At 70.2% G+C, this 22,750-nt stretch carries 21 protein-coding genes and 1 tRNA gene; 15 read left to right on the top strand and 7 right to left on the bottom strand.

The features are described 5' to 3' along the window. The first annotated feature begins 75 nt into the window (after window positions 1-75). A complete protein-coding gene (hisC, locus tag JOE46_RS16525; RefSeq protein ID WP_097213110.1) occupies window positions 76-1,167 on the top strand; it encodes a histidinol-phosphate transaminase in 1,092 nt (363 codons plus the stop codon). 60 nt (window positions 1,168-1,227) lie between these two features. On the opposite strand, the gene JOE46_RS16530 is transcribed toward hisC, so the two are convergent. The 3 genes from JOE46_RS16530 to JOE46_RS16540 all read right to left on the bottom strand — a co-directional run bounded on the left by JOE46_RS16530 (window position 1,228) and on the right by JOE46_RS16540 (window position 3,091). Then, window positions 1,228-1,317, bottom strand: a tRNA-Ser gene (locus JOE46_RS16530). A gap of 52 nt (window positions 1,318-1,369) precedes the next feature. Further along, complete coding sequence (locus JOE46_RS16535) at window positions 1,370-1,804, bottom strand: MarR family winged helix-turn-helix transcriptional regulator (protein WP_097213156.1); 435 nt, start codon at window positions 1,802-1,804, stop codon at window positions 1,370-1,372. 123 nt (window positions 1,805-1,927) lie between these two features. Next, window positions 1,928-3,091 (bottom strand): alpha-hydroxy-acid oxidizing protein, encoded by a 1,164-nt coding sequence (locus JOE46_RS16540; RefSeq protein WP_209929130.1) that lies wholly within the window; start codon window positions 3,089-3,091, stop codon window positions 1,928-1,930. Between the two features lie 119 nt (window positions 3,092-3,210). Between JOE46_RS16540 and JOE46_RS16545 the strand changes: the two genes are divergently transcribed. Next, on the top strand, window positions 3,211-4,197 hold the full coding sequence (locus tag JOE46_RS16545; RefSeq protein WP_097213111.1) for an NAD(P)H-quinone oxidoreductase: 987 nt from the start codon (window positions 3,211-3,213) through the stop codon (window positions 4,195-4,197). A 6-nt stretch (window positions 4,198-4,203) separates the two neighbouring features. On the opposite strand, the gene JOE46_RS16550 is transcribed toward JOE46_RS16545, so the two are convergent. Then, window positions 4,204-5,406, bottom strand: a complete 1,203-nt coding sequence (locus JOE46_RS16550; protein ID WP_097213112.1) for a cysteine desulfurase-like protein — start codon at window positions 5,404-5,406, stop codon at window positions 4,204-4,206. A gap of 182 nt (window positions 5,407-5,588) precedes the next feature. On the opposite strand from JOE46_RS16550, the gene JOE46_RS16555 reads away from it, so the two are divergent. The 4 genes from JOE46_RS16555 to JOE46_RS16570 are packed head-to-tail and all read left to right on the top strand — an operon-like array spanning window position 5,589 to window position 8,819. Then, window positions 5,589-6,173, top strand: coding sequence for a bacterial proteasome activator family protein (locus JOE46_RS16555; RefSeq protein WP_097213113.1), 585 nt, complete (start codon window positions 5,589-5,591; stop codon window positions 6,171-6,173). Window positions 6,174-6,221: 48 nt separating this feature from the next. After that, a complete protein-coding gene (locus tag JOE46_RS16560; protein ID WP_097213114.1) occupies window positions 6,222-7,097 on the top strand; it encodes an ABC transporter permease in 876 nt (291 codons plus the stop codon). Between the two features lie 16 nt (window positions 7,098-7,113). Continuing rightward, entirely contained in the window at window positions 7,114-7,935 is an 822-nt protein-coding gene (locus tag JOE46_RS16565; protein WP_097213115.1) for an ABC transporter ATP-binding protein, read from the top strand. Continuing rightward, on the top strand, window positions 7,932-8,819 hold the full coding sequence (locus JOE46_RS16570) for a glycosyltransferase (protein WP_209927876.1): 888 nt from the start codon (window positions 7,932-7,934) through the stop codon (window positions 8,817-8,819). Before JOE46_RS16565 ends, JOE46_RS16570 begins: the two co-directional genes overlap by 4 nt. Before the next feature lie 70 nt (window positions 8,820-8,889). On the opposite strand, the gene JOE46_RS16575 is transcribed toward JOE46_RS16570, so the two are convergent. Beyond that, window positions 8,890-10,740 carry a glycosyltransferase gene (locus JOE46_RS16575; protein WP_097213117.1) on the bottom strand — a complete coding sequence of 617 codons (1,851 nt, stop codon included), beginning with the start codon at window positions 10,738-10,740 and terminating at the stop codon, window positions 8,890-8,892. Window positions 10,741-10,873: 133 nt separating this feature from the next. Here JOE46_RS16575 and JOE46_RS16580 point away from each other — a divergent pair, with 133 nt between their 5' ends. The 4 genes from JOE46_RS16580 (at window position 10,874) to JOE46_RS16595 (ending at window position 16,868) form a co-directional block, all read left to right on the top strand. Then, window positions 10,874-13,114 (top strand): hypothetical protein, encoded by a 2,241-nt coding sequence (locus JOE46_RS16580; RefSeq protein ID WP_097213118.1) that lies wholly within the window; start codon window positions 10,874-10,876, stop codon window positions 13,112-13,114. A gap of 24 nt (window positions 13,115-13,138) precedes the next feature. Beyond that, the gene (locus JOE46_RS26820; protein ID WP_209927877.1) at window positions 13,139-14,797 is read left to right on the top strand and encodes a glycosyltransferase family 39 protein; all 1,659 of its coding nucleotides are present in this window, start codon (window positions 13,139-13,141) and stop codon (window positions 14,795-14,797) included. A gap of 129 nt (window positions 14,798-14,926) precedes the next feature. Continuing rightward, on the top strand, window positions 14,927-15,934 hold the full coding sequence (locus JOE46_RS16590) for a glycosyltransferase (protein ID WP_097213158.1): 1,008 nt from the start codon (window positions 14,927-14,929) through the stop codon (window positions 15,932-15,934). Between the two features lies 1 nt (window position 15,935). Next, on the top strand, window positions 15,936-16,868 hold the full coding sequence (locus tag JOE46_RS16595; protein ID WP_209927878.1) for an NAD(P)-dependent oxidoreductase: 933 nt from the start codon (window positions 15,936-15,938) through the stop codon (window positions 16,866-16,868). A 5-nt stretch (window positions 16,869-16,873) separates the two neighbouring features. On the opposite strand, the gene rfbB is transcribed toward JOE46_RS16595, so the two are convergent. Beyond that, window positions 16,874-17,899 carry a dTDP-glucose 4,6-dehydratase gene (rfbB, locus tag JOE46_RS16600; RefSeq protein WP_097213159.1) on the bottom strand — a complete coding sequence of 342 codons (1,026 nt, stop codon included), beginning with the start codon at window positions 17,897-17,899 and terminating at the stop codon, window positions 16,874-16,876. A 62-nt stretch (window positions 17,900-17,961) separates the two neighbouring features. Between rfbB and rfbA the strand changes: the two genes are divergently transcribed. Genes rfbA through JOE46_RS16620 form a run of 4 tightly spaced genes read left to right on the top strand, consistent with a single transcriptional unit; the run spans window position 17,962 to window position 20,808 of the window. Beyond that, a complete protein-coding gene (rfbA, locus tag JOE46_RS16605; protein ID WP_136911895.1) occupies window positions 17,962-18,837 on the top strand; it encodes a glucose-1-phosphate thymidylyltransferase RfbA in 876 nt (291 codons plus the stop codon). A gap of 3 nt (window positions 18,838-18,840) precedes the next feature. Then, window positions 18,841-19,446, top strand: coding sequence for a dTDP-4-dehydrorhamnose 3,5-epimerase family protein (locus tag JOE46_RS16610; RefSeq protein ID WP_209927880.1), 606 nt, complete (start codon window positions 18,841-18,843; stop codon window positions 19,444-19,446). Between the two features lie 40 nt (window positions 19,447-19,486). Beyond that, window positions 19,487-19,981: a GtrA family protein gene (locus JOE46_RS16615; RefSeq protein ID WP_306455747.1), complete on the top strand. Its 495-nt coding sequence runs from the start codon at window positions 19,487-19,489 to the stop codon at window positions 19,979-19,981. After that, window positions 19,978-20,808 carry a glycosyltransferase family A protein gene (locus JOE46_RS16620; protein WP_209927881.1) on the top strand — a complete coding sequence of 277 codons (831 nt, stop codon included), beginning with the start codon at window positions 19,978-19,980 and terminating at the stop codon, window positions 20,806-20,808. Before JOE46_RS16615 ends, JOE46_RS16620 begins: the two co-directional genes overlap by 4 nt. 12 nt (window positions 20,809-20,820) lie before the next feature. On the opposite strand, the gene JOE46_RS16625 is transcribed toward JOE46_RS16620, so the two are convergent. Then, window positions 20,821-21,360, bottom strand: coding sequence for a pentapeptide repeat-containing protein (locus JOE46_RS16625; RefSeq protein ID WP_097213125.1), 540 nt, complete (start codon window positions 21,358-21,360; stop codon window positions 20,821-20,823). A 209-nt stretch (window positions 21,361-21,569) separates the two neighbouring features. On the opposite strand from JOE46_RS16625, the gene JOE46_RS16630 reads away from it, so the two are divergent. Next, complete coding sequence (locus JOE46_RS16630) at window positions 21,570-22,739, top strand: S1C family serine protease (RefSeq protein ID WP_209927882.1); 1,170 nt, start codon at window positions 21,570-21,572, stop codon at window positions 22,737-22,739. Window positions 22,740-22,750: the final 11 nt, after the last annotated feature.

Genomic DNA, 22,750 nt, shown 5'->3' on the forward strand with positions numbered 1-22,750 from the left:
TTCTTTTCGGGGTCACCGGGTTCTTTTTCGCCGCACCCGCCACGCCCGATCGGAAGCGGCGCATAATGTCGATCCATGACCGTGCGCACCCGCCCCGACCTCTCGAGAATCGCCCCCTACGTGCCGGGACGCAGCTTTCCCGGCGCGATCAAACTGGCCAGTAACGAGACCACCGCCGGTCCGCTGCCCAGCGTGATGGAGGCGATCGCCGAGGCCGCGGCGGGCGCCAATCGCTACCCGGACAACGGCTCGGTCGCCGTGCGCGACGCGCTGGCCGCCAAGCTCGGTGTGAGCGCGGACCGGATCACCACCGGCTGCGGATCGGTCGGCATCTGCCTCGAACTGGTGCAGGCGACCTCCGGGCCGGGCGACGAGGTGATCTACGCGTGGCGCTCGTTCGAGGCCTATCCCGTGGTGGTCAAGGTCGCGGGCGCCACCCCCGTCGAGGTCCCGCTGACCGCCGACTACGAGCACGACCTCGACGCCATGCTCGCGGCCATCACCGACCGCACCCGGCTGATCTTCATCTGCAACCCGAACAACCCGACCGGGACCGTGGTCGCCGCCGAGGCCCTCGCGCGGTTCCTCGACGCGGTCCCCCCGCACATCCTGGTCGCGCTGGACGAGGCCTACTACGAGTACGTGCGACCCGACGCCGGCGCCGAGGCCGCACCCGACGGCATCGCCCTGGCCGAAGGCCGGCCGAATGTCGTTGTACTGCGGACCTTCTCGAAGGCCTACGGCCTGGCCGGACTGAGGATCGGGTACGCGATCGGCGACCCGGAGATCATCGCCGCCCTGTTCAAGGTGCACCTGCCGTTCGCGGTCACCAGCGTCGCCCAGGCCGCCGCGGTCGCCTCACTCGCCGCCGACGCGGAACTGCTCGCCCGTACCGACGGGGTGGTCGCCGAGCGGACGCGGGTGCGGGACGCGCTGATCGCGGGCGGATACGACGTGCCGCCGACCTCCGCCAACTTCCTCTGGCTTCCGCTCGGCGACCAGGCGGCGGCCTTCGGCGAGGCGGGCGTCGCCGCGAAGGTGCTCATGCGACCGTTCGCGGGGGACGGCGTGCGCGTGACCATCGGCGATCCCGACGAGAACGACACCTTCCTGGCGTTCGCCCTCGGGGCCGGCCTGCCCATCTGGAAGGCCTCCCAGCAGGGCTGAGGACTCCGTACCACGCAGAACGGCTCCGACCAGGACACGCCCGGTCGGAGCCGTTCAGTTTGGCGGAAGCGGAGGGATTTGAACCCCCGGTGGGTTTAACGCCACGCTCGCTTTCAAGGCGAGTGCATTCGGCCGCTCTGCCACGCTTCCACCGCAGATCCTAACGGCACCCCCGGCGCCCGGCGGAATCCACCGCGCCGGGTCAGCCCGCCGATCGCTCGCCGATGGCGGCGTTCACCTTCGTGAACACCCTCTCGACGCTCGTCAGCTCGTCCGCGTCCAGCAGATCGACGAGATAGCGACGCACCCCGCTGACGTGCGTCGGGGCCGCCTCCTCGAGCCGTCGGCGCCCCTCCTCGGTGAGGATCGCCAGCACCCCGCGGCCGTCGTCGAGGCAGGTGTTCCTGGTGACCATCCCGTCCGCCTCCATCCGACGGATCTGATGGGTCAGCTTGCTGCGCGAGGAGATCACGCCGTCCGCGAGATCGCTCATCCGGACCGACCCGTCCGGCGATTCGGACAGCATCACGAGAATTCGATAGTCGGCCGTGCTGAGCCCGTGCCGATCCTGTAACTCGCGGTTGAGTAATCCCATCAGCCGCTGGGAGCCATCGATGAAGGCGCGCCATGCGGCCATCTCCGCGTCGTCGAGCCAGCGGGGGGTCTCGTCCTCAGAACCGTCGATCTGTGTTGTCACGCAACCATTCTAGTTGCCTGCGCTCATGATTCATACCGCTCGGTCTGAAAGTCCGGCGTTGCATCAGCCGGACACCGCGCGCAACGCGGAGGTGTCGATCTCGGCGAGGTTCGCAAACCCGGCCAATCCGAGCGTCAGATCGAAATCCGCCAGCAGGATTCGCAGCGCGTGCCGGGCGCCCGCCTTGCCCGCGAGGCCGAGCCCGTACACCCACGGCCTGCCGTAGAGCACCGCGTCCGCACCGAGCGCCAATGCCGTGAGCACGTCCGCCCCGCACCGAATTCCCGAGTCCAGCAACACATCCGCGTGGCTGCCCACCGCAGCGGCCACTGGCGCGAGGGCGTCAAGCGCGGCGATCGCACCGTCCACCTGCCTGCCGCCGTGATTGCTCACCACCACGCCCGCCGCGCCCGCGTCGACCACCGCGCGTGCGTCGTCCGGGTGCAGGATGCCCTTGACCGCGATCGGCAGGTCCGTCCACTCCCTCAGTCGGGTCACGTCGGCCGGCCGCAGGGTGTGGTTCCCGAACATCGACACCCAGGTCAGCACGGCCATCTGCATCGCCTCGGCGCTCTCCTCGGGCGCACTGGCGAGCCGGGAACGGAAGACGGGGTCGGTGAGATAGTTCGCGATCCCCTTGCCCTGCAGGAACGGAAGGTGACCGAGCTCGAGATCTCTTGGGCGCCAGCCCATTCCCGGCGTGTCCGCGGTGAGCACGATCGCCTTCGCACCCGCGGCCTCGGCCCGGCGCACCAGCGACTGCGCCACCTCGTCGTCGGCGGGCCAGTAGAGCTGATACCACCAGTTCTCGCCGGACACCGCCCCGACCTGCTCGATGGGGGTGGACGACGCCGTGGACAGCACCGAGCCGATCCCGAGCTCGTCGGCGGCCTCGCCGACCGCCAGCTCCGCGTTCGGGTGCACCAGTTCGAGGACCCCGACGGGCGCGGTCAGCACCGGCGCGGCCAGCCGGGTACCCAGCACCTCCACACTGAGGTCCCGCGCGTCAGGGGCCGCGGTCCCGCGCAGCATCCGGGGCACGATCGAGTGCCGCTCGAAGGCCGCCAGGTTCGCGGCGGCGGTCCGCTCGCTCGACGCGCTGCCCGCGATGTAGGCGAAGGCCTCCGGCGACAGCGTGGTCGCGGCCAGCTCCTCGAGCCCGGCCGCGGTCATCGGCAGATCGGGCCTGGCACCGCCGACCCCGGACAGGTAGATCTCGTTCTGCATGTTGCCGAAGTAGGTCACCCGCGTGACGGTAGCGGGTCCCGGCCCCGGACGGGAGGGGTCGGCGCACCGGTTCGGCCGCTCCCGCGACAGCGGGACGGGCGCGGGCTAGCGTCGACATCATGCGCGCCATCACCGTGACCGGCCCCGGCGGACCCGAGGTGCTCGAGTGGGCCGAGGTCCCCGATCCGCGGCCGGGGCAGGGGCAGGTCCTCATCGACGTCGCGGCCACCGCGATCAACCGCGCCGACCTGTTGCAGCGGGAGGGCCTGTATCCCCCGCCGCCGGGAGCCAGCGAGATCCTCGGGCTCGAATGTTCGGGCACCATCGCCGAGCTCGGCGACGGCGTGCGCGGCTGGGCGGTCGGCGACCCGGTGTGCGCGCTGCTCTCCGGCGGCGGCTACGCCCAGCGGGTGACGGTCCCGGCGACCCAGCTCCTGCCGGTGCCCGAGGGCCTGGACCTGATCGCGGCGGCGGCGCTGCCCGAGGTGGCCTGCACGGTGTGGTCGAACCTGGTGATGATCGCCGGCCTGCAGGCGGGCCAGGTGGTGTTGATCCACGGCGGCGGGGGCGGCATCGGCACCCACGCGATCCAGGTGGCGGCCGCGCTCGGCGCCACCGTCGCCGCGACGGCAGGCTCCGAGCACAAGCTGGCGGTGTGCCGTCGGCTGGGCGCGTCGATCGCCGTCAACTATCGCGAGGACGACTTCGTGGCCGCGCTGTCCGCGACCCCCCGCGGCGGCGCCGACCTGATCCTCGACAACATGGGCGGCGCCTACCTCGGCCGGAACATCGACGCCCTGGCCAAGGACGGGCAGCTCTGCGTGATCGGCATGCAGGGCGGCCGGGTCGGCGAGCTGGACCTGGGCAAGCTGCTCGCCAAGCGGGGCCGGGTGTTCGCGACGGGCCTGCGCGGCAGGCCGGAGACCGGTCGCTCGAGCAAGGCCGCCATCGTCGCCGCGGTGACCGAGCGACTCTGGCCGATGGTCGCGGACGGCGCCGTCCGGCCGGTCGTGCACGCCGAGCTGCCGATCACCGAGGCCGCGCGGGCCCATGCCCTGTTGGATGCGCCCGAGACCGTCGGCAAGGTGGTGCTGACGCTCGAGTGAGGCCGATCAGCCGAGGGCGGCGACAGCGCGCACGAGCTGATCGATCTCGTACCGGGTGGTGTAGGGCGCCAGGCCGATCGTCACGGCACCGCCCTCGTCACTGACCCCGAGCGAGTCCAGCAGCCTGCTGCCGCCGCGCTCGCCGACGAGAGTCCCGATCCGGCGCTCGGCGAAGTGCAGCGACACCTTCTCCGCGGGCACCCCGGCGACCGTGAAGCTGATGGTCGGCACGCGGCTGTGCGAGGTGCCGATCAGCATCACCTGGGGCAGCCGCCGCAGCGACGCCATCAGGTAGTCGAAGATCCGGTCGTGGTAGTCCTGCAGCGAGCTGATCGAGGTCTCCAGGCGCTCCCTGCGGCTGCCGCGGGCGGTCTCGTCCAGTCCGGCGAGGTAGTCGATCGAGGCGGTCAGCCCGGCGAGCAGGGCGTACTGGTGCCCGCCCATCTCCAGCCGCTCCGGTCCGGTGGCGTACGGGTTCAACGAGATCGCGGGGATCTTGTCGAGCAGCGCGGGCTCGCGGAAGATCAGGGCGCCGATCTGCGGACCGCCCCAGCTCGGCGCGTTCACCGCGAGCACGTCGGCACCCATCTCGTGGATGTCCACGTGCGCGTAGGGCGCGGCCGCGATGGCGTCGGCGACCAGCAGGCCACCGACCTCGTGGATCCGGTCCGCGGCCACCCGCACGTCCGGCGCCGAACCGACGATCGGGGAGGCCGCGGTCAGCGCGACCAGTCGCGTCGTGGCCCCGATCAGCTCGGCGAACTGCCAGCTCGGCAGGTCGCAGGTGTCGATCTCGACCTCGGCCCAACGAACCTGCGCACCATAGCGATTCGCCACCCGCAACCAGGGCGCGACGTTGGCTTCCTCGTCGAGCCGGGAGAGCACGACGCCGGTGCCGAGGCCGAGCCTCGAGCTGAGTGCCTCGGCCAGCCAGGCCAACAGCACGGCCCGGTCCTGGCCGAGCACCACGCCAGCCGGGTCGCCGCCCACGAGATCGGCGACCGCCTCGCGGGCCGCCTCCAGCGTCGCGGCGCTGCGCCGCGACGAGACGTGCCTGCCGGTGTGGGAGGCCGCGGAGCCACGGAACGCGGTCGACACCGCGGTGGACACCGAATCCGGATGCTGCATGCCGGCCTGGGGATCGAGATGGATCCAACCGTCTCCGAGCGAAGGGATAAGTCCCCGCACCCGGGCGACGTCGTATGCCATGCCCGACAGCCTAGGACCTAATTTCGAATCGGTGCGATGCGGATGGCCGGATTGTGAGGCATCACAGTATCTGTAACTGCATACAACACAAACTTTTCCGGGTTCCGCGCCGCGCGCCGAAACCCGTGCATGGTTCGCCGTCGGTCGATGCGCGGGCTGCTCTCCTGATACAAGATGGAGCCATGACGCAACCGGACAATGAGCAGGTGGTCGTGATCGGACCCGACGGGCAACCCATGATGGTCGCTGCCGCAGGCCTCCCCGGCGTCGGATCGGGTCCGGGCGACACCGGCTTCGCGGGCGCGGGCCGCCCCGAGGGAGAGAACGGCGAGAATCTCGCGGAAATGGTCGAACAGCCGGCCAAGGTGATGCGAATCGGCACCATGATCAAGCAACTCCTCGAGGAAGTCCGCGCGGCACCGCTCGACGACGCCAGCCGGAACCGGCTCAAGGAGATCCACAAATCCTCGATCCGGGAGCTCGAGCAGGGCCTGGCCCCCGAACTCCGCGACGAACTCGAACGACTGACCCTGCCGTTCACCGACGACACGGTCCCCTCCGACGCCGAACTGCGGATCGCGCAGGCGCAGCTCGTCGGCTGGCTCGAGGGCCTGTTCCACGGCATCCAGACCGCGCTGTTCGCCCAGCAGATGGCGGCCCGGTCCCAGCTCGAGCAGATTCGCCAGGGTGCGCTGCCACCAGGCATGGGCGCAGGCCACGGGCACCAGAATCCGCAGCAGGGGTCGGGTACCGGCCAGTACCTGTAGCCGTGCGCCTGGTCGGCCCCGCGCGGCCGACCAGTAGGCTCGGTCACCGTGTCAGCATCCGCCCCAGAATCCGAGGCATTGGCCACCGATGTCCCCCCGGTCTCCGACTCGCAGACCCTCCGTCGCGGGTTCAAGGACCTGAGGGACGGATTCACGCAGCGCGAACTGTGGCTGAGCCTCGGTTGGCAGGACATCAAGCAGCGCTACCGCCGCTCGGTGATCGGCCCGTTCTGGATCACCATCGCCACCGGCGTGCAGGCCACCGCCATCGGCATCCTCTACGCGGCGCTGCTGGACATGCCGCTGAACGAGTTCCTGCCCTACGTGACCGTCGGCCTGATCGTCTGGAACCTGATCAACGCCTCGATCATCGAGGGGTCCGAGGTTTTCATCGCCAACGAGGGCCTGATCAAACAGCTGCCCTCGGCCTTGAGCGTGCACATCTACCGCCTGGTGTGGCGACAGCTGCTGTTCTTCGCGCACAACCTGGTCATCTACGTGATCATGGTCGTCGCATTCGCGGTGTGGCGGGACCTGAGCTGGGCATCGCTCGCGGCGATCCCCGCGGTGGCGTTGCTCGTGCTCAACGCGGTGTGGGTGTCGATCGTCTTCGGCATCTTCGCCACCCGCTACCGCGACATCGCCCCCATCCTGTCGTCGATGACGCTGCTGCTCTTCGTGCTGACGCCGATCATGTGGACCACCCAGAGCCTCGTCGCGCAGGGCGGCGCGGTCGCCGAACGCGCGAGGATCGCCGAGCTCAACCCGCTCTACCACTACCTCGAGATCGTCCGCGCGCCGATGATCGGGCAGCCGCAGGCGCTGTACCACTGGTACATCGTGCTGGGGATCACCGTGGCCGGCTGGGCGCTGGCGCTCGTGGCACTGCGCAAGTACCGGGCCCGCGTGCCCTACTGGGTCTAGGAAGAGCGGTCAACAGATGACGAAGCACGTCAGTATCGACACGCACAACGCGTGCGTCGACTTCCCGATCTTCGACGCAAAGTCGCGGTCGCTGAAGAAGGCCTTCCTCGGCAAGGCCGGCGGCGCGATCGGCCGCAACGACTCCGACGTCGTGGTGGTCGAGGCCCTGCGCGACATCACCCTCTCGCTCAAGGAGGGCGACCGGATCGGGCTGGTCGGCCACAACGGCGCGGGCAAGTCGACGCTGCTGCGGCTGCTGTCCGGCATCTACGAGCCGTCCCGTGGCAGCGCCAAGATCCGCGGGCGCGTGGCGCCGGTGTTCGATCTCGGCGTCGGCATGGACCCCGAGATCTCCGGCTACGAGAACATCATCATCCGCGGCCTCTTCCTCGGCCAGACCCGCAAGCAGATGCTGGCGAAGATGGACGAGATCGCCGAGTTCACCGAACTGGGCGAATACCTGTCGATGCCGCTGCGCACGTACTCGACGGGCATGCGGGTTCGGGTCGCGATGGGCGTGGTTACCAGCATCGACCCGGAGATCCTGCTCCTCGACGAGGGCATCGGCGCGGTCGATGCGGAATTCATGAAGAAGGCCCGGATCCGGCTGCAGGCGCTGGTCGAGCGCTCCGGCATCCTGGTCTTCGCGAGCCACTCCAACGAGTTCCTCGCCCAGCTCTGCGACAGCGCGATGTGGGTCGACCACGGCCAGATCCGCATGCGGGGCGAGATCGAGGACGTCGTGCGCGCCTACGAGGGCGACGACGCCGCCGACCACGTGCGGCACGTCATCGCCGAGATGAAGCGCGAACAGGACCAGCCGGGGACCGCCCTGTGACCGAACGGATCATCGGCGTGGTGGTCACCCACAAGCGCCGCGAGCTGCTCGCCGAGTCGCTGAAGGTGCTCTCCACCCAGTCCCGGCCGCTGGACCACCTCGTGGTGGTCGACAACGCCGACGAGGCCGAGGTGCGCGCGCTCGTCGAGGGCTCGGACGTGCCGACCACCTACCTCGGCTCCAAGCACAACCTCGGCGGCGCGGGCGGGTTCGCGCTCGGCATGCTGTACGCGCTGTCCCTCGGCGCCGACTGGCTCTGGCTGGCCGACGACGACGGCCGCCCCGAGGGGCCCGAGGTACTCGCCACCCTGCTCGACTGCGCCACCCGGCACGGGCTCGCGGAGGTGTCCCCGGTGGTGTGCGACATCGACGACCCCGACCGGCTGGCGTTTCCGCTGCGCCGCGGCGTCGAGTGGCGACGACTGCGCTCCGAACTCGGAACCGAGGATCTGCTCCCGGGAATCGCCTCCCTGTTCAACGGGGCGCTGTTCTCCGCCGCCGCGGTCGACGCGGTCGGGGTCCCGGATCTGCGCCTGTTCGTCCGCGGCGACGAGGTGGAGGTGCACCGCCGCCTGGTCCGCTCCGGCCTGCCGTTCGGCACCTGCCTGCAGACCGCGTACGTGCATCCCAACGGGGCCGAGGAGTTCAAGCCGATCCTGGGCGGGCGGATGCACACCCAGTACCCGGACAACGAGACGAAGCGGTTCTACACCTACCGCAACCGCGGGTACCTGCTCTCGCAGCCGGGCATGCGACGACTGCTCCCGCAGGAGTGGCTGCGCTTCGGCTGGTTCTTCCTGATCAACCGTCGCGACCCGGCCGGTCTGCGCGACTGGGTGCGGCTGCGCAAGATGGGCAGGCAGGAACGGTTCGAGCGGAACTGACCGCCGCACCGGCCCCGATCAAGGCGTCCCCGTGCGGTCCGACCGCACGGGGACGACCTCCGGCCGCCGCCTACTGCTCGTAGAGGCGTTCCCAGTTCTCGCGACTGGTCAGCTGCGGGGCCGCGTCACGGTACTGGCGGGAAACGGCGGCGCCGTCCTCGCGCAGGCGCCGCAGCACCCGGACCGTTCGCCGCAGCAGGTCGACCGCCTTGCCCTTGTCGCGCTGACGGATCCGCACCCCGGACTGCGAGGCGTCGGTGACCACCACGTGGTCGAACAGCGAGATGTGCCACCAGTGCGCATCCTCGCGCGGAACGCTGACCAGGCCGTGCTGGGTGCGGCCGAACCACTGGTCGATGGCCCGCTTGATCAGGATCAGACGCATCGCGCTCGGCTCGCCGCCCGAGCGCCGGGTGGTGAGGTCCGCGGACCGCACCGGGGCGGTGGCCGCGTCGTGCTTGACCGTCTCCTGGTACTCGGCCCGCTCCGCGCGGATCGCGGCCATCGCCGCGATACCGCCGTCCTGCAACACCTTCGGGCCCTCGAGGAAATCCTCGATACCGCGCAGCGTGGTCGCCGCCAGCCCGTACTGCATGCCGACGAGGTACTCGCTGATCTGCCGGAAGAACTGCCGCCCCAGCCGCTTGGTGTCCAGGTCGCTGTGCAGCGCGCCGACGATCAGGGAGTTGCGGGTGCTGAAGTAGCGCGCCCAGTCGTCGAAGTCCTTCCAGTAGAAGTCCGCATGCCAGACCGCCGCGTTCGGCAGGGTGACCGTGACGAACCCCGCCTCGCGGGCGCGGACCCCGTACTCGACGTCGTCCCACTGGAAAAAGATCGGGACGGGGAGGCCGACCTTCGCGACCACCTCGGCCGGGATCAGGCACGTCCACCAGGCGTTGTATCCGGCGTCGACTCGGCGCTCCTGGTTCTTCTTCAGCATGCTGGTGTTGCGCAGCGCCTTCGGCACCTTCTGCCCGTGCTGCAGGGTGCCGAGATCGACATCCTCCGCGCCCACGTTCAGGTAGTCCGGGTTGAGCAGGAACAGCATCTGGGCACCGACGAGGGTCGGCTCGACGGTCACGTTCGCGAAGGCGTTCAGTCGCAGGACGGTCTCCGGCTCGCACAGGATGTCGTCGTCCATCAGGATCACGTCGGCGTGCCCGTCGGCCGCGGAGACCTCGTAGAGACCGCGGGTGAAGCCGCCCGCGCCGCCGAGGTTGGGCTGCCGCAGGTAGTGCAGCTTGTCGCCGAACCTGGGCGCGACCTCGCCGTACAGCTCACGGTCCCGGACCAGGTCGGTCCCCTGGTCGACCACGTAGACGGAATCGATGACCTCGAGCACGCGATCGTCGGAGGCCAGCGCCGCGACTGTCTTCGCGCAGTCGTCGGCGCGGTTGAACGTGCAGATCGCGATCGCGACGGGGCGGACGGTCTCGGGCGCGGCCGCGGTCCACTCGAGGCGGTCCACGGTCAGCGGGGCGTCCAGCGCGTCGATCTCCACCCAGAGGGCGCCGCCGTCGACGAACTTGTCCAGCGGCGAGGAGAGTTCGACGGTCTCGTCGCCCGAGCCCGCGACGGCACCCACGATCCGGCGATGCCCCGCGATGTCGGAGGCCACCAGGCGGACCCGGAAACGGCCGGAGCCGGCCGCCCGCAGGCTGACCCGCACCTCGGTGACCGTGGTCCAGCGCTGCCAGTAGCTGGCCGCGAACCGTCCGAAGTAGGTGTTGGTGTGGGCGCGCGCACCCGCGTCCAGGCGGAGCGTGTGACGTTCCCGGTCGCCGGAACCCTTGCGGAACGCGACATAGAGGTCGTCGTTGACGATCGGCGACATGCCGACGAAGACGCCGCGCTGCACGAGCAACCGCGCCGCGACCTCGGCCGCCGGGGCCCCGGACTCAAGGAATTCGGGCTTGTTCATCCAACCGCCAACTCTCGATCGTGTCGCCAATGTCCACCCGCAGGGTATCCCGACGTGCAGTTGACCGACGAAACCACCGAGCCCGACCTCGGTTAATGTCACTGGGCACCCGACCGCGCTATCTGGAGTTCTCGTGACATTCGAACCGCCCGCATCCACCCGGAGCACCCGATGGGCATGGGGGGCCGTGGTCGCGGGTGTGATCTGCCTCGGGTTCCTCCTCATCCTCAGCGTGGACCCCCGGTACTTCTACGTCGACGACACCGAGTCGGGCGCGGTCGGCAACTGGATCCAGCTCGGCCACCTGATGCGCGAGGGTCAGTGGTTCCCGACGCTGGTTCTCGACCAGTGGATGGCGGGTAACTACCCGGTCGAGGGCCAGGGCGGCCTGTGGAATCCCGTCCAGATGGCGATCAACTACGCCGCCCCGTCGGTGGACAACCTCGCCCTGCTGGCGACGGCGGTCAAGCTCGGGTTCTCGATCGTCCTCGGCTGGGGCGTCTACCGGGTGGCGATGGAGTACGGCGCCCGCCCGGCCTGGGCCGCGGTCGCGGGCGCGGCCGCACCGTTCGGCGGTTTCACCCTGTACTTCGAGGACCCGTCCTGGGTCACCTCGCTGATCGGCATGGCGTGGGTGGTGCAGGCCTGGGCCAGCGGGGTCCGGTACGCGCGCGGCCGGTCCGGGCCGCTGCCCCTGTTCGCGTTCCTCTATCTGGCGATCAGCGTCGGCTACGCGCATTCCGCGCTGATGGCCGGCGTGCTGATCGGCTGCCTGATGATCGGCGAATACCTGTACCAGCGACGCTGGCGACCGTCCCTGCTGCTCGGCGGGGCCGGCGTGGCCGCAGCGGCGTGTGGCGCCATCACCTTCCTGCCCGGGATGCTGTCCTCGTCGGTGACCTGGCGCACCGGCGAGGAGGGCGCGCTCAACGACAACTTCCTCACCGCGCCGTGGTCGGAGACGTTCACCGCGAGCATCCCGTCGTCGGTGTCGAGCATCGAGTCGTGGACCGGGGAGACGACCACCGCGCCGATCACCTACATCGCCTGGTTCGCGATCCCGGCGCTCGCGTTCATCGCGTGGCGCAAGGCCCAGCCTGCGCTGCGGGAGTTCTCCGCCCCGCTGCTGCTGCTCGGTTTCATCCTGCTGTTCACCTCCGGTCCCAGCGATATCGGCCAGATCCGGTGGCCTGCGCGGCTGCTGCCGTTCGTGGCCGTGATCTCCCTGGTGCTGCTGGCGGCCCTGCTCAGCCGCTACGGCACCACCCGCCCGCTGCGCCCACGGTTGGTGGCGGCAGGCCTGCTGGTCCTGGTGCTGGTGCTGCGCGCGAGCTCGTCGGGACCGCAGTACTTCGGGCGCCATGTGATGTGGGGCGCCCTGATCGCGGTCTTCGGTGTCCTGGCCCTGTACCTGGCCCGGCGGTTCGGCGATCGTGCCGTCGCGGCGCTGCTGATCGCGACCAGCCTGCCGATCCTCTTCTACCAGGTCTCGACCTACTCGCCCGTCCTGAGCACCTGGCACCTTCCGTCGAGCCAATCCGAGGCCAAGTCCGAGTTCCCTCGATGGGAGGGCACCACCCTGCAACTGGGTACCAGGAGCCTGACGGAGGATGCACCCGACAGCCCGAACCTGCCGTGGCATTCGCAGGTGTACGGAAACTACGCGAAGGTGCTGGACCTCGATTACGTCAACGCCTACACCCCGATCGGACACCAGGGCTTCGGGGATCTGCTCTGCATCAAGTACGAGGGGTCGACCTGCAAAGACGCCTTCCGCAACGTGTTCGCGATCGATCGGTACACGGGAAAGACCTTCGCCGACCTGATGCTCCTCGACCGTGTCGTGGTGCAGAAGGCGCAGCACCCTGGCCTCGATCGGAAACCAGCGCCCGAGGGTTGGCAGTGGGTGACGCCGCCGGAGACCTCTGCCCCGCGACCTGCCTCGGACCAGATCTATGTACTCGAACGGATCGATGGGCGCGTCTCTGACCAGCCGGGCCGGGTCTCCGCGACGGTCGGTGCCGACGCGGTCCCGGAATCGGCGAGTGTCAATTCCGAACGCGTGCGCGTGACCTCGCCCAACGGAGGAAGTGTGATCTTCGCCCGGCTGGCGTGGCCCGGCTACCGGGCGACGCTCGACGGTCAGCCGCTGCAGACCAAGGGACTCGGCGACACATTCCTCTATGTCGATGTCCCGCCGGGCACCGACAACGCCGAGCTCGAGATCACGTTCCGTCCGCCGGGGCAGCGACTGGGTTTCGCGGCCGCCGGGTTCGGGATCGTGGTGATCGTCATACTCACAGGGCTGTACTACCGCGGCCGTCGCACCTCCCGCGCCGACGCCCCGGTGGATGCGAACACCAGCGAGGCGTGAGCGGGCGGACCGGAAAGGTTGTCGATGAGTCGAACGCCCTCACCCGACGTCATGCCGACGACCGGGAGCGACTCGCTGCCCGCGGGTGAAGGCGCGGCGTCGCGCAGGAGCCGGCTCGCCTGGGTGCTGCTCGCCGCGGCGGGGCTGCTCGGGGTGCTCGTCCCGCTGACCCTGTCCGCGGCGACCGGCGGCCTGTCCATCCCGCACAACGATGCGTGGTCGTACAGCCGGATCGCGCAGACCTTCGGGAGCACCGGGGGCATCGAACTGCTCGGCTGGAACCGTTCGGCGCTGTTCGGGCTGTTCATCGTGCTGGGGCCGCTCGCCCGCTGGCTGGTCGCCCAGCACCTCTTCGTGGCCCTGCTCGGCGTGGTCGCGCTCGCGGCGGTGTACGACCTGGTCGCGCCGTCGGTGGGTCGGGCGCGCGCCGCCCTCGCCGTGCTGATCGTCGCGATCTGGCCGGGATTCGGCCTGCTGACCACCAGCTTCATGCTCGACGTGCCCGCGATGGCGGCGATCATGGTCTGCCTCGCCGTCGGCCGAAGGGCACTGCGGAGCGGGTCGCTGGTGCTGCTGGCGGTGTCGATGGCCGTCGGATTCTGGGGTTTCACGATCCGCGAGCAGGCGCTCGCCGCACCGGCCGCGGTGTTGGCGGTCGCCACGGTGACCGCATGGCGCTCGCGGCGCAGGCGTGACTGGATCGCCGTGGCGGGTGCCGGCGCGATATTGCTCACCGCGGTCGTCGGGTTCGAACTGTGGCGCCAGTCCTTCGGCGCAGGCGACCCGCCGGTGCTGGCCGTGCCGGAGAGCCTGGCGAAGGTCGGCGGACGCATCCTGGTCCAGGGCTATTTCGTCCTGGCACTGGGTGCGGCGCCCGCGGTGCTGCTGGTGGCTCGCCCGTGGCGCTGGGGCCGCGGCGCGCTCCTCGCCTCCGCCGCGGCCGCGGGGGTCGCGCTGTGGACGGTGTACCGCTACGGCACCAAGAACTTCTTCGTCGGCAACTACCTCGACCCCGCCGGGCCGTACTGGGCAGCGGGCCACGGCCGCCCCGCCGCGATCTTCCCCAGCGTGCTGTGGTGGCTCATCGTGGCGCTCGCGTGCGGTTCCGGGGTGCTGCTCGCCGGCGTGCTCACGCGACAACTCCGCCGGGTCGACCCGGTGCTCGGCACGTTCGGGGCGCTGATGGTGCTCGGCAATCTCGCGACCGCGTTGACCGGGCAGAACCTGTTCGACCGCTACTGGCTGCTGCTGCTGCCGACGCTGCTGGCGATCGTCCTGTCCGAACGGACCGGACTCCCGTCGACGCCGCCGCGGCACCCGACCCTCGCCCGCGTCGCCGAGCGACTGCCCGCCGCGGCCGCGCTCGCCGGGCTGGCGGTCGTCTCGCTGATGATCACCGCCGCCGGTCTCGCCTACGACTCCGCCCGGTGGAACGCGGCCGAACACCTGGTGGCGACGGGCGTCCCGGCCGTCGACGTCGACGCCGGGCTGGAATGGAACGGCTATCACTCGGCCGTCGGCATGTCGCCGCCCGGTTCGTGGATCTTCCCCGGCAACCGCTCCTGCTACCTGGTGAGCGTCGCGGAGCGCCCTGGCGAGGACGCCGCGATGGTCTGGACCTACCGGCCCCTCCTGGTCGCGGGCAATGCCCGGCTATGGGTCTACGGCGACGATTGCCCGTAGGCCGACAACGCGGCAGACATCACACGGTGGCGGCGAACACACGACGTGGGCGTTCGACCGTCGTCGTCCCGAGTAAACTCCCAGCCCGTGACCTCCGATGACGCCCGACCCACGGTGGCTCCGCACCGGATCTCCGTCGTGGTGCCGGTGTACCAGGGCGCTCAGACGCTGCGCGCGCTGATCGACGAGATCCTGCCGTGGACGACGCCCCGCTTCACCCCCGCAGGCCGACCGATGCTGGTCGAGGAGGTCCTGCTCGTCTTCGACCACGGCCCCGACGACTCGGCCGAGGTCATCCGGCAGCTGGCATCCGAACACTCCTTCGTCAGGCCGATCTGGCTGAGTCGGAACTTCGGACAGCACCCCGCGACCCTGGCAGGTATGGCCTCGAGCGGGGGCGAGTGGATCGTCACCATGGACGAGGACGGTCAGCACGACCCCGCCGCGATCGGCGGACTGCTCGACACCGCACTCGACGAGCAGGCCACCGTCGTCTACGCGAGCCCGACGAACGCCGCGCCGCACGGGATGCTGCGCAACGCCGCCTCCAGGGGCTCGAAGTGGCTCATCGCGCGCGCTCTGTCCGGCGACAACACCCGCAGCTTCCAGAGCTTCCGGCTGGTCCTCGGCGAGGTCGGCCGCTCGGTGGCCGCGTATGCCGGGTCCGAGGCCTACCTCGACGTCGCGCTCGGCTGGATCGCGGGCGACGTGACGACCAGCCCGGTTGCGCTGCGCGCCGAGCACGGCCGCCGCTCCGGCTACCACCTGCGCAGCCTGCTCTCCCACTTCTGGCGCATGGTGCTCTCCAGCGGGACCAAGGGCCTGCGCATGGTCAGCTTCATCGGGGTGCTGTTCGCCGCCCTCGGCCTGGCGCTGGTGCTGTACGTGCTGGTGTCGTACCTGTTCTTCGATGTCCACAGCGAGGTTCGGGGCTGGGCCTCGACGATGGTGATCCTGCTGTTCGGCATGGGTGCGATCCTGTTCTCCCTCGGGGTGATCGCCGAGTACGTCGGGGTCAACGTGAAGACCGCGATGGGCAAGCCGCCCTACCTGATCGTCGGCGATCCGGCGGCGGGCCCGCTCGGACGGGCCGAGCCGGTGCCGCACGAACACCGAACCGACCCGGCGGAAGCCTGACTTGAACACCCCGACCTGGGTCGTCGGCGGCGGCGGACTGCTCGGCAGCGCCGTCACCCGCGAGCTCGGGCGACGGGGCCTGCGGGTCGAGACCAGCCGGGTTCCCTGGCACGACGGCGACCACGCCAGGAAGGTGCTCTTCGCGGACGCTCGCCGGGTGATCGACTCGGCCGAGGGTGGACCGTGGCGGCTCGTCTGGTGCGCCGGGATCGGCGTGAACGGCACCACCGCCGAAGAGTTCGCCGCGGAGAACGCCGTCGTGTCCGACGTACTGGGCGAGATCGCCAGGATCGCCCGCGGCCCCGCGGGACCCGGCGTGGTCCTGCACGCCTCCTCGGCGGGCGGGGTGTACGCCGGCTCGTCCGGGGCGCCCTACACGGAGGACACCGACCCGGTACCGCTCGGCGACTACGGCCGCGCGAAGCTGGCGGCCGAGCAGCTGATGCACCGCTTCGGCGCCGACACGGGGTCGTCCGTCGTCGTGGGGCGGTTCGCCAACCTGTACGGACCCGGCCAGAACCTGACCAAGCCGCAGGGACTCATCTCGCACCTGTGCCGCGGCTACCTGATGTCGGCACCGATCTCGATCTACGTGCCGATGGACACGATGCGCGACTACCTGTTCGTGACGGACGCGGCCGCGATGGTCGCCGACGCCCTCGACCTCGCGCAGTCCCGGCCCGGCGAGCGGGTCACCAAGATCTTCGCCTCGGGCCAGAGCACCACCATCGGCGCCCTGCTCGGCGCCTGCCGGACGGTCTTCCGCCGCAAGCCCACCGTCGTGCTCGCATCGTCGCCGCTCGCGAACGTCCAGTCCGGGGACCTGCGGTTGCGCTCGACGGTCTGGCCGGAACTGGATCGCCGGCCGTACCGGACCCTGCCCGCCGGCATCGCCGCCACACTGGAGGCGACCCGGCACTCACTCGGCCGGTAGTCGGGTCAGCTCGCCGGGTCGGCGGACCCCAGCACCGTCTCGCCCGCCGCGGCGTAGGCCCGTTCCGTGGCGTCCTTCTGCGGACGCCACCACTGCTCGTTGTCGCGGTACCAGTCGACGGTCGCGGCCAGGCCGGAGCGGAAGTCCCGGTATCGCGGCTGCCAGCCGAGCTCGGTGCGCAGCCGGGTTGCGTCGATGGCGTATCGCATGTCGTGGCCCGGCCGGTCGGTGACCGCGTCGAAATCGTCCGGATCCTTGCCGAGCAACTCCAGGATGGTCCGCACGACGGTGCGGTTGTCGACCTCGCCGTCCGCGCCGATCAGGTAGGTCTCCCCCGGCGTGCCGCGCTCGATGATCGTCCACACGGCGCGGTTGTGGTCCTCGACGTGAATCCAGTCACGGACATTGAGGCCCTGACCGTAGAGCTTCGGACGGACACCGTCGAGGACGTTCGTGATCTGCCGCGGGATGAACTTCTCCACGTGCTGGTACGGCCCGTAGTTGTTCGAGCAGTTCGAGATGGTCGCGGAGATGCCGAACGAGCGGGCCCAGGCGCGCACCAGCAGGTCGCTCGACGCCTTCGTCGAGGAGTACGGGCTCGACGGGTTGTACGGGGTGGCCTCGGTGAACCGCGCCGGGTCGTCGAGTTCCAGGTCGCCGTACACCTCGTCGGTGGAGATGTGGTGGTAGCGCACGCCGTGCTTGCGAATGGCCTCCAGCAGCGTGAAGGTGCCGATCACGTTGGTCCGCACGAACGGGGACGGATCGCCCAGCGAGTTGTCGTTGTGCGACTCCGCCGCGAAGTGCACGACGAGATCCGTCCCGGCGATCAGCCGGTCGACCAGGTCGGCGTCGGCGATGTCGCCCTGGACGAACTCGATCCGGTCCCGGACCGGCGCCAGCGATTCGACGTTGCCCGCGTAGGTCAGCGCGTCGAGGACGGTCACCTCCACATCGGGCCGCTCGTCGACGGTTTGCTGGACAAAATTGGCGCCGATGAATCCAGCACCGCCGGTCACGAGTAGCTTCACGGTCCGCACGATACCGGTGGCCGGAGTTTGCCAGGGAACCGAACACTGGAACACTGCCCGCTATGCGCGGAATCATTCTGGCCGGTGGAACAGGGTCCCGGCTGCATCCGATCACGCTCGGGGTCAGCAAGCAGCTGGTGCCCGTGTTCGACAAGCCGATGATCTACTACCCGCTGTCGACGCTGATGTTGGCAGGGATCCGCGACATCCTGGTGATCACCACCCCCGAGGACGCCGAACAGTTCCAGCGGCTGCTCGGGGACGGATCCCGCTTCGGTGTCTCCCTGACCTACCAGGTGCAGGCCGAGCCCAACGGGCTGGCGCAGGCGTTCGTGCTCGGCGCCGAGCACATCGGTTCGGACTCCGCCGCGCTGGTGCTCGGCGACAACATCTTCTACGGACCCGGCCTTGGTACCCGGCTGACGCGGTTCGAGAAGATCGAGGGCGGCGCGGTGTTCGCGTACTGGGTCGCCGACCCGACCGCGTACGGCGTGATCGAGTTCGACGGCGACGGTCGCGCGATCTCGCTGGAGGAGAAGCCCCAGCGGCCGCGCTCCAACTACGCGGTGCCCGGGCTGTACTTCTACGACAACGACGTGGTGTCGATCGCCCGCGACCTGTCGCCGTCGGCACGCGGCGAGTACGAGATCACCGACGTCAACCGCGCCTATCTCGAGGCGGGCCGGCTGCAGGTCGAGGTGTTGCCGCGCGGCACCGCGTGGCTGGACACCGGCACCTTCGACTCGCTGCTCGACGCCTCGAACTACGTACGCACCATCGAGGAGCGGCAGGGCCTGAAGATCGGCGCACCGGAGGAGGTGGCCTGGCGGCGGGGCTTCATCACCGACGACGAGCTGCGGGTGCGGGCCGAGGCCCTCGTCAAGTCCGGTTACGGCAACTATCTGCTCGGTCTGCTCGACCGCGGCAAGGAATGGTGAGGAATGCAGTTTCGCGAACTGAAAGTGCCCGGCGCCTGGGAGTTCACCCCCAAGCAGCTCGGTGACGACCGCGGGGTGTTCCTGGAGTGGTTCCGGGACCCGACGTTCACCGAGGCCGCCGGCCGCACCCTCGACCTGCAGCAGGCCAACTGCTCGGTCTCCGCGGCAGGCGTGCTGCGGGGCGTCCACTTCGCCGACGTGCCGCCCGGCCAGGCCAAGTACGTGACCTGCGTCCGCGGCGCGGTCCTCGACGTCGCGGTGGACCTGCGGGTCGGCTCGCCGACGTTCGGGGTCTGGGACGCGGTCCTGCTCGACGACGTCGACCGCCGTGCGGTGTTCCTGAGCGAGGGTCTCGGACACGCGTTCCTCTCGCTCGAGGACGACTCCACCGTCGTCTACCTGTGCTCGACCGGGTACGCGCCGGGCCGCGAGCACGGCATCGATCCGCTCGATCCGGAGGTCGGCATCGACTGGCCCACCGCGGGCCGGGACGGCGCCGAGTTCGAGTTCCGACTCTCCGACAAGGACGCGGCCGCGCCGTCGCTCGCCGCCGCGCTCGAGTCCGGGCTGCTGCCGCGGTTCGGCGCCGGTACCCAACCCCTCGGGTAGGGTGCACCGGGCAGTACCACCAGCGATGAAGGACCACCAGTTGACCGACCGAGGTCCCCACGACCCGAGTTCGGGCACCGCCGAGGCGACCCCGCCCGCGGGCATGTCGGGCGGTGCCGGACCGCTGATGCGGCTGGTGAAGAACCAGGGGCTGGCCTTCCTGCTGGTCGGCGGGTTCAACACGGCGCTCGGCACGGCCTGGTTCATCGTCTGGCAGCTCGCCCTCGGCGACCAGCTCGGCTACCACTTCGCGATCGTCGCCGGCTACCTGTGCAACGTGCTGTGCGCGTTCGCGATGTACCGCTACCTGGTGTTCCGCGTCCGCGGGCACCTGCTGCGTGACCTGTGGCGGTTCGTCGTGGTCAACTTCGGCGCCTTCGCGATCAACATGGCCCTGATGACGCTGGCGGTGTCGGTGTTCGGGTTCCCGCCGATCCCGGCGCAGATCGCGATCACCGCGGTGACCGCGACCGCGAGCTTCTTCGGGTATCGAGATTTCTCCTTCAGTAGAAAGAAAAGGTCTGGTTCCGCATGACGCCTCGGGTCTCCGTCGTCGTTCCGGCGTACAACAACGCCGACTACATCGCCGAAACCATCGACTCGATCCTCGGACAGACCTTCGAGGACTTCGAGCTGATCATCGCCGACCACTCGTCGAGCGACGGCACCCTCGCCGCCCTGGCCCCCTACGCCGACGACCCCCGCGTCACGATCCTGAACACCCCGGCGGGTGGAGGCGCCAAGGCCAACTGGGACCGCGTCAGCCAGGCCGCGAACGGCGACCTGCTCAAGCTGGTGTGCGGCGACGACACGATCTTCCCGACCTGCCTCGCCGAGCAGGTGGCCGCGTTCGACGAGCGCCCGGAGACGGTGCTGGTCGCCTCGCAGCGCACCCTGGTCGACGCGGCGGGCAAGACCGTGCTCGCCGCCCGCGGACTGGCGGGCCTGTCCGGGCCGGTCAGCGGTCGGGTCGCCGCACGGCGGGCCGTGACCGCGGGAGCGAACATCTTCGGCGAGCCCGGCTGCGTGCTGATGCGACGGGCCGTGCTCGAGAAGATCGGCTGGTGGGACGACGCCAACCCGTACCTGATCGACGAGGCCACCTATGTCGGCGTCGCCCTGCACGGCGACGTCGTGGCGATCCCCCGTCCACTCGCGTCGTTCCGCATCAACGCCGGCCAGTGGAGCGTGCGGCTGGCGCGCCAGCAGGCCTCCCAGGCGGCGGCCTTCCACGAGGCGCTGCGGGCGGCCGAACCGGGACTGCTGTCCGCGATGGACGTGCGGATCGGCAACGCCAAGGCGCTGGGCACCTCGTTCATGCGCCGCGCCGTGTACATGGTGCTCAAGCGACGAATGGGCTGACCGAGCAGGCGCTCAGTTCCAGTTGATGCCAAGGGATCCGAAGCCGACCGATCCCAGTCCGGTGACGAGGATTCCCTCGGTCAGGATGCCGGTGTTGCCCGAGCCGGTGTTGAGCGAGCCGGTGTTCAGGGACCCCACGTTGCCGGATCCCGTGTTACCGAACCCGACATTGCCCGAGCCGGTGTTCGCGAACCCGATGTTGCCCGAGCCGGTGTTCGCGGACCCCACGTTGTCGGAGCCGGTGTTGTAGGACCCGGTGTTCTGCGAGCCGGTGTTGTCGGGGCCGTTGTTGGACGACCCCGCGCTGCCGGAATCGAAGGTGAGCCCGAGGCTGCCGAGCCCGGCGAAGCCGGTGTTCAGGCTGCCGATGGCGGGGTGGGTCAGCGAGTCCGCGAACTCCGCCAGGCCCGTCGGCGGCGCGGCGCCGGGCGCAGCAGGGCCGGTGGACGCGACGGCGATACCTGCCGAGCCGGCCGTCACGAGCGCCGATGCGAGGGCGATGGTCGTCGCCCGAGCGAGACGACGCGACCTCCCCTTCGATGTGACCTCCATGGAAGTGCCCCTCCCCGGTTCGCAACGAATGAACGTGCACGCGCCAGGGACGCTACCGCCGCAACCGCGCCGAACTGCCGAAATCGGCACTATTCGGCGAGTCCGGCAGTGAAGCGGGGCGCCAAACGCCCGACCGCGCATGGGCCGTCCGCGTAATCTTGAACGACCGCACCACGCCGACCAGAGCCCCCTCCGGATGCCGGGTGTACATGACCAGGACCGAGCGCGACCGGACCACCCCGCAGCGTCGCCGTGCCCGCCGGACGCTGGCGATCCTGGCCGTCGCAGCGGCCGTCACCGCAGGCCTGCTCGCCGGCCAACGCCTGGCCTCGGACCCGCCGAACCAGCTTCCCGCCCCGGCACAATCGGGCGTCGTCGCCCCGGAAGTCGCGACCCCGCAGTCGATTCCGCCACCAGCACCACCGCCGCCGATCCTGCTCACCCCCGAACAGATCCACCAACGCGTGGCGCCGACGACCGTGCACCTGATCTCCCGCGTCGGCTGGCGCGAGATCGCGGGGACCGGCATCGTGCTCACCCCGGACGGCCTCGTCCTGACCAACCATCACGTGATCGACGGCGCCACCGACATCATGGCGGTGAACCAGGGCAACGGCGCTAGCTACGACGCCGAGGTGGCCGGGTACGACCGGACCCGCGACCTCGCGGTGCTGCGACTCGCGGGCGCCACCGGGCTGCCGACGCCCGCGCTCGGCCACTCCGCCGCGGTACGGACCGGCGATCCGGTGACCGCCATCGGCAACGCCGAGGGCGCTGGCGTCCCGCTGGCGGCGGGCGGCATCGTCACCGCCCTGAACCGATCCGTCACCGCGCGCGACTCGGCCGACGGCTCGACCAACAAGCTGTCCGGCCTGATCGAGGTGAACGCCGACATCCGGCCGGGCGATTCGGGCGGGCCGCTGGTCGACGCCACCGGCTCCGTCATCGGGGTCAGCACCGCGGGCACCGCCGTCTCGCACGACGAGGGGCCGACACCCGCACCGCCGCGGGAGATCAAGTCGTTCGCGGTCCCGATCGACGAGGCGATCACGGTCGTGGACCAGGTCCGCGAGGGCCGCGGCTCGGAGACCGTGCACGTCGGGCCGACGGCCCTGCTCGGCATCAGCGTCAGCGACTCCGTCACGGTCCCCGGCGCCCGGGTGGTCGCGGTCAGCTACGGCACGCCTGCCGAGGGGGCCGGGCTGGCGCGCGGCGACGTGATCACGACCTTCGACGGCAAGCCGATCCGGACCGCGGCCGAACTCACCGCGATGATGGTCGCCCGGCATCCAGGCGATCGCATCGAACTGGGGTGGACCGACGCGAGCGGCGGGTCGCGGTCCGCGACGATCGTGCTGACCACCGGTCCGCCTCGGTGACCTGCCCCTCC

The sequence above is a fragment of the Rhodococcus sp. PvR099 genome (genome assembly GCF_017833315.1).
In the GTDB taxonomy this organism is placed as follows: domain Bacteria; phylum Actinomycetota; class Actinomycetes; order Mycobacteriales; family Mycobacteriaceae; genus Rhodococcus_G; species Rhodococcus_G oryzae.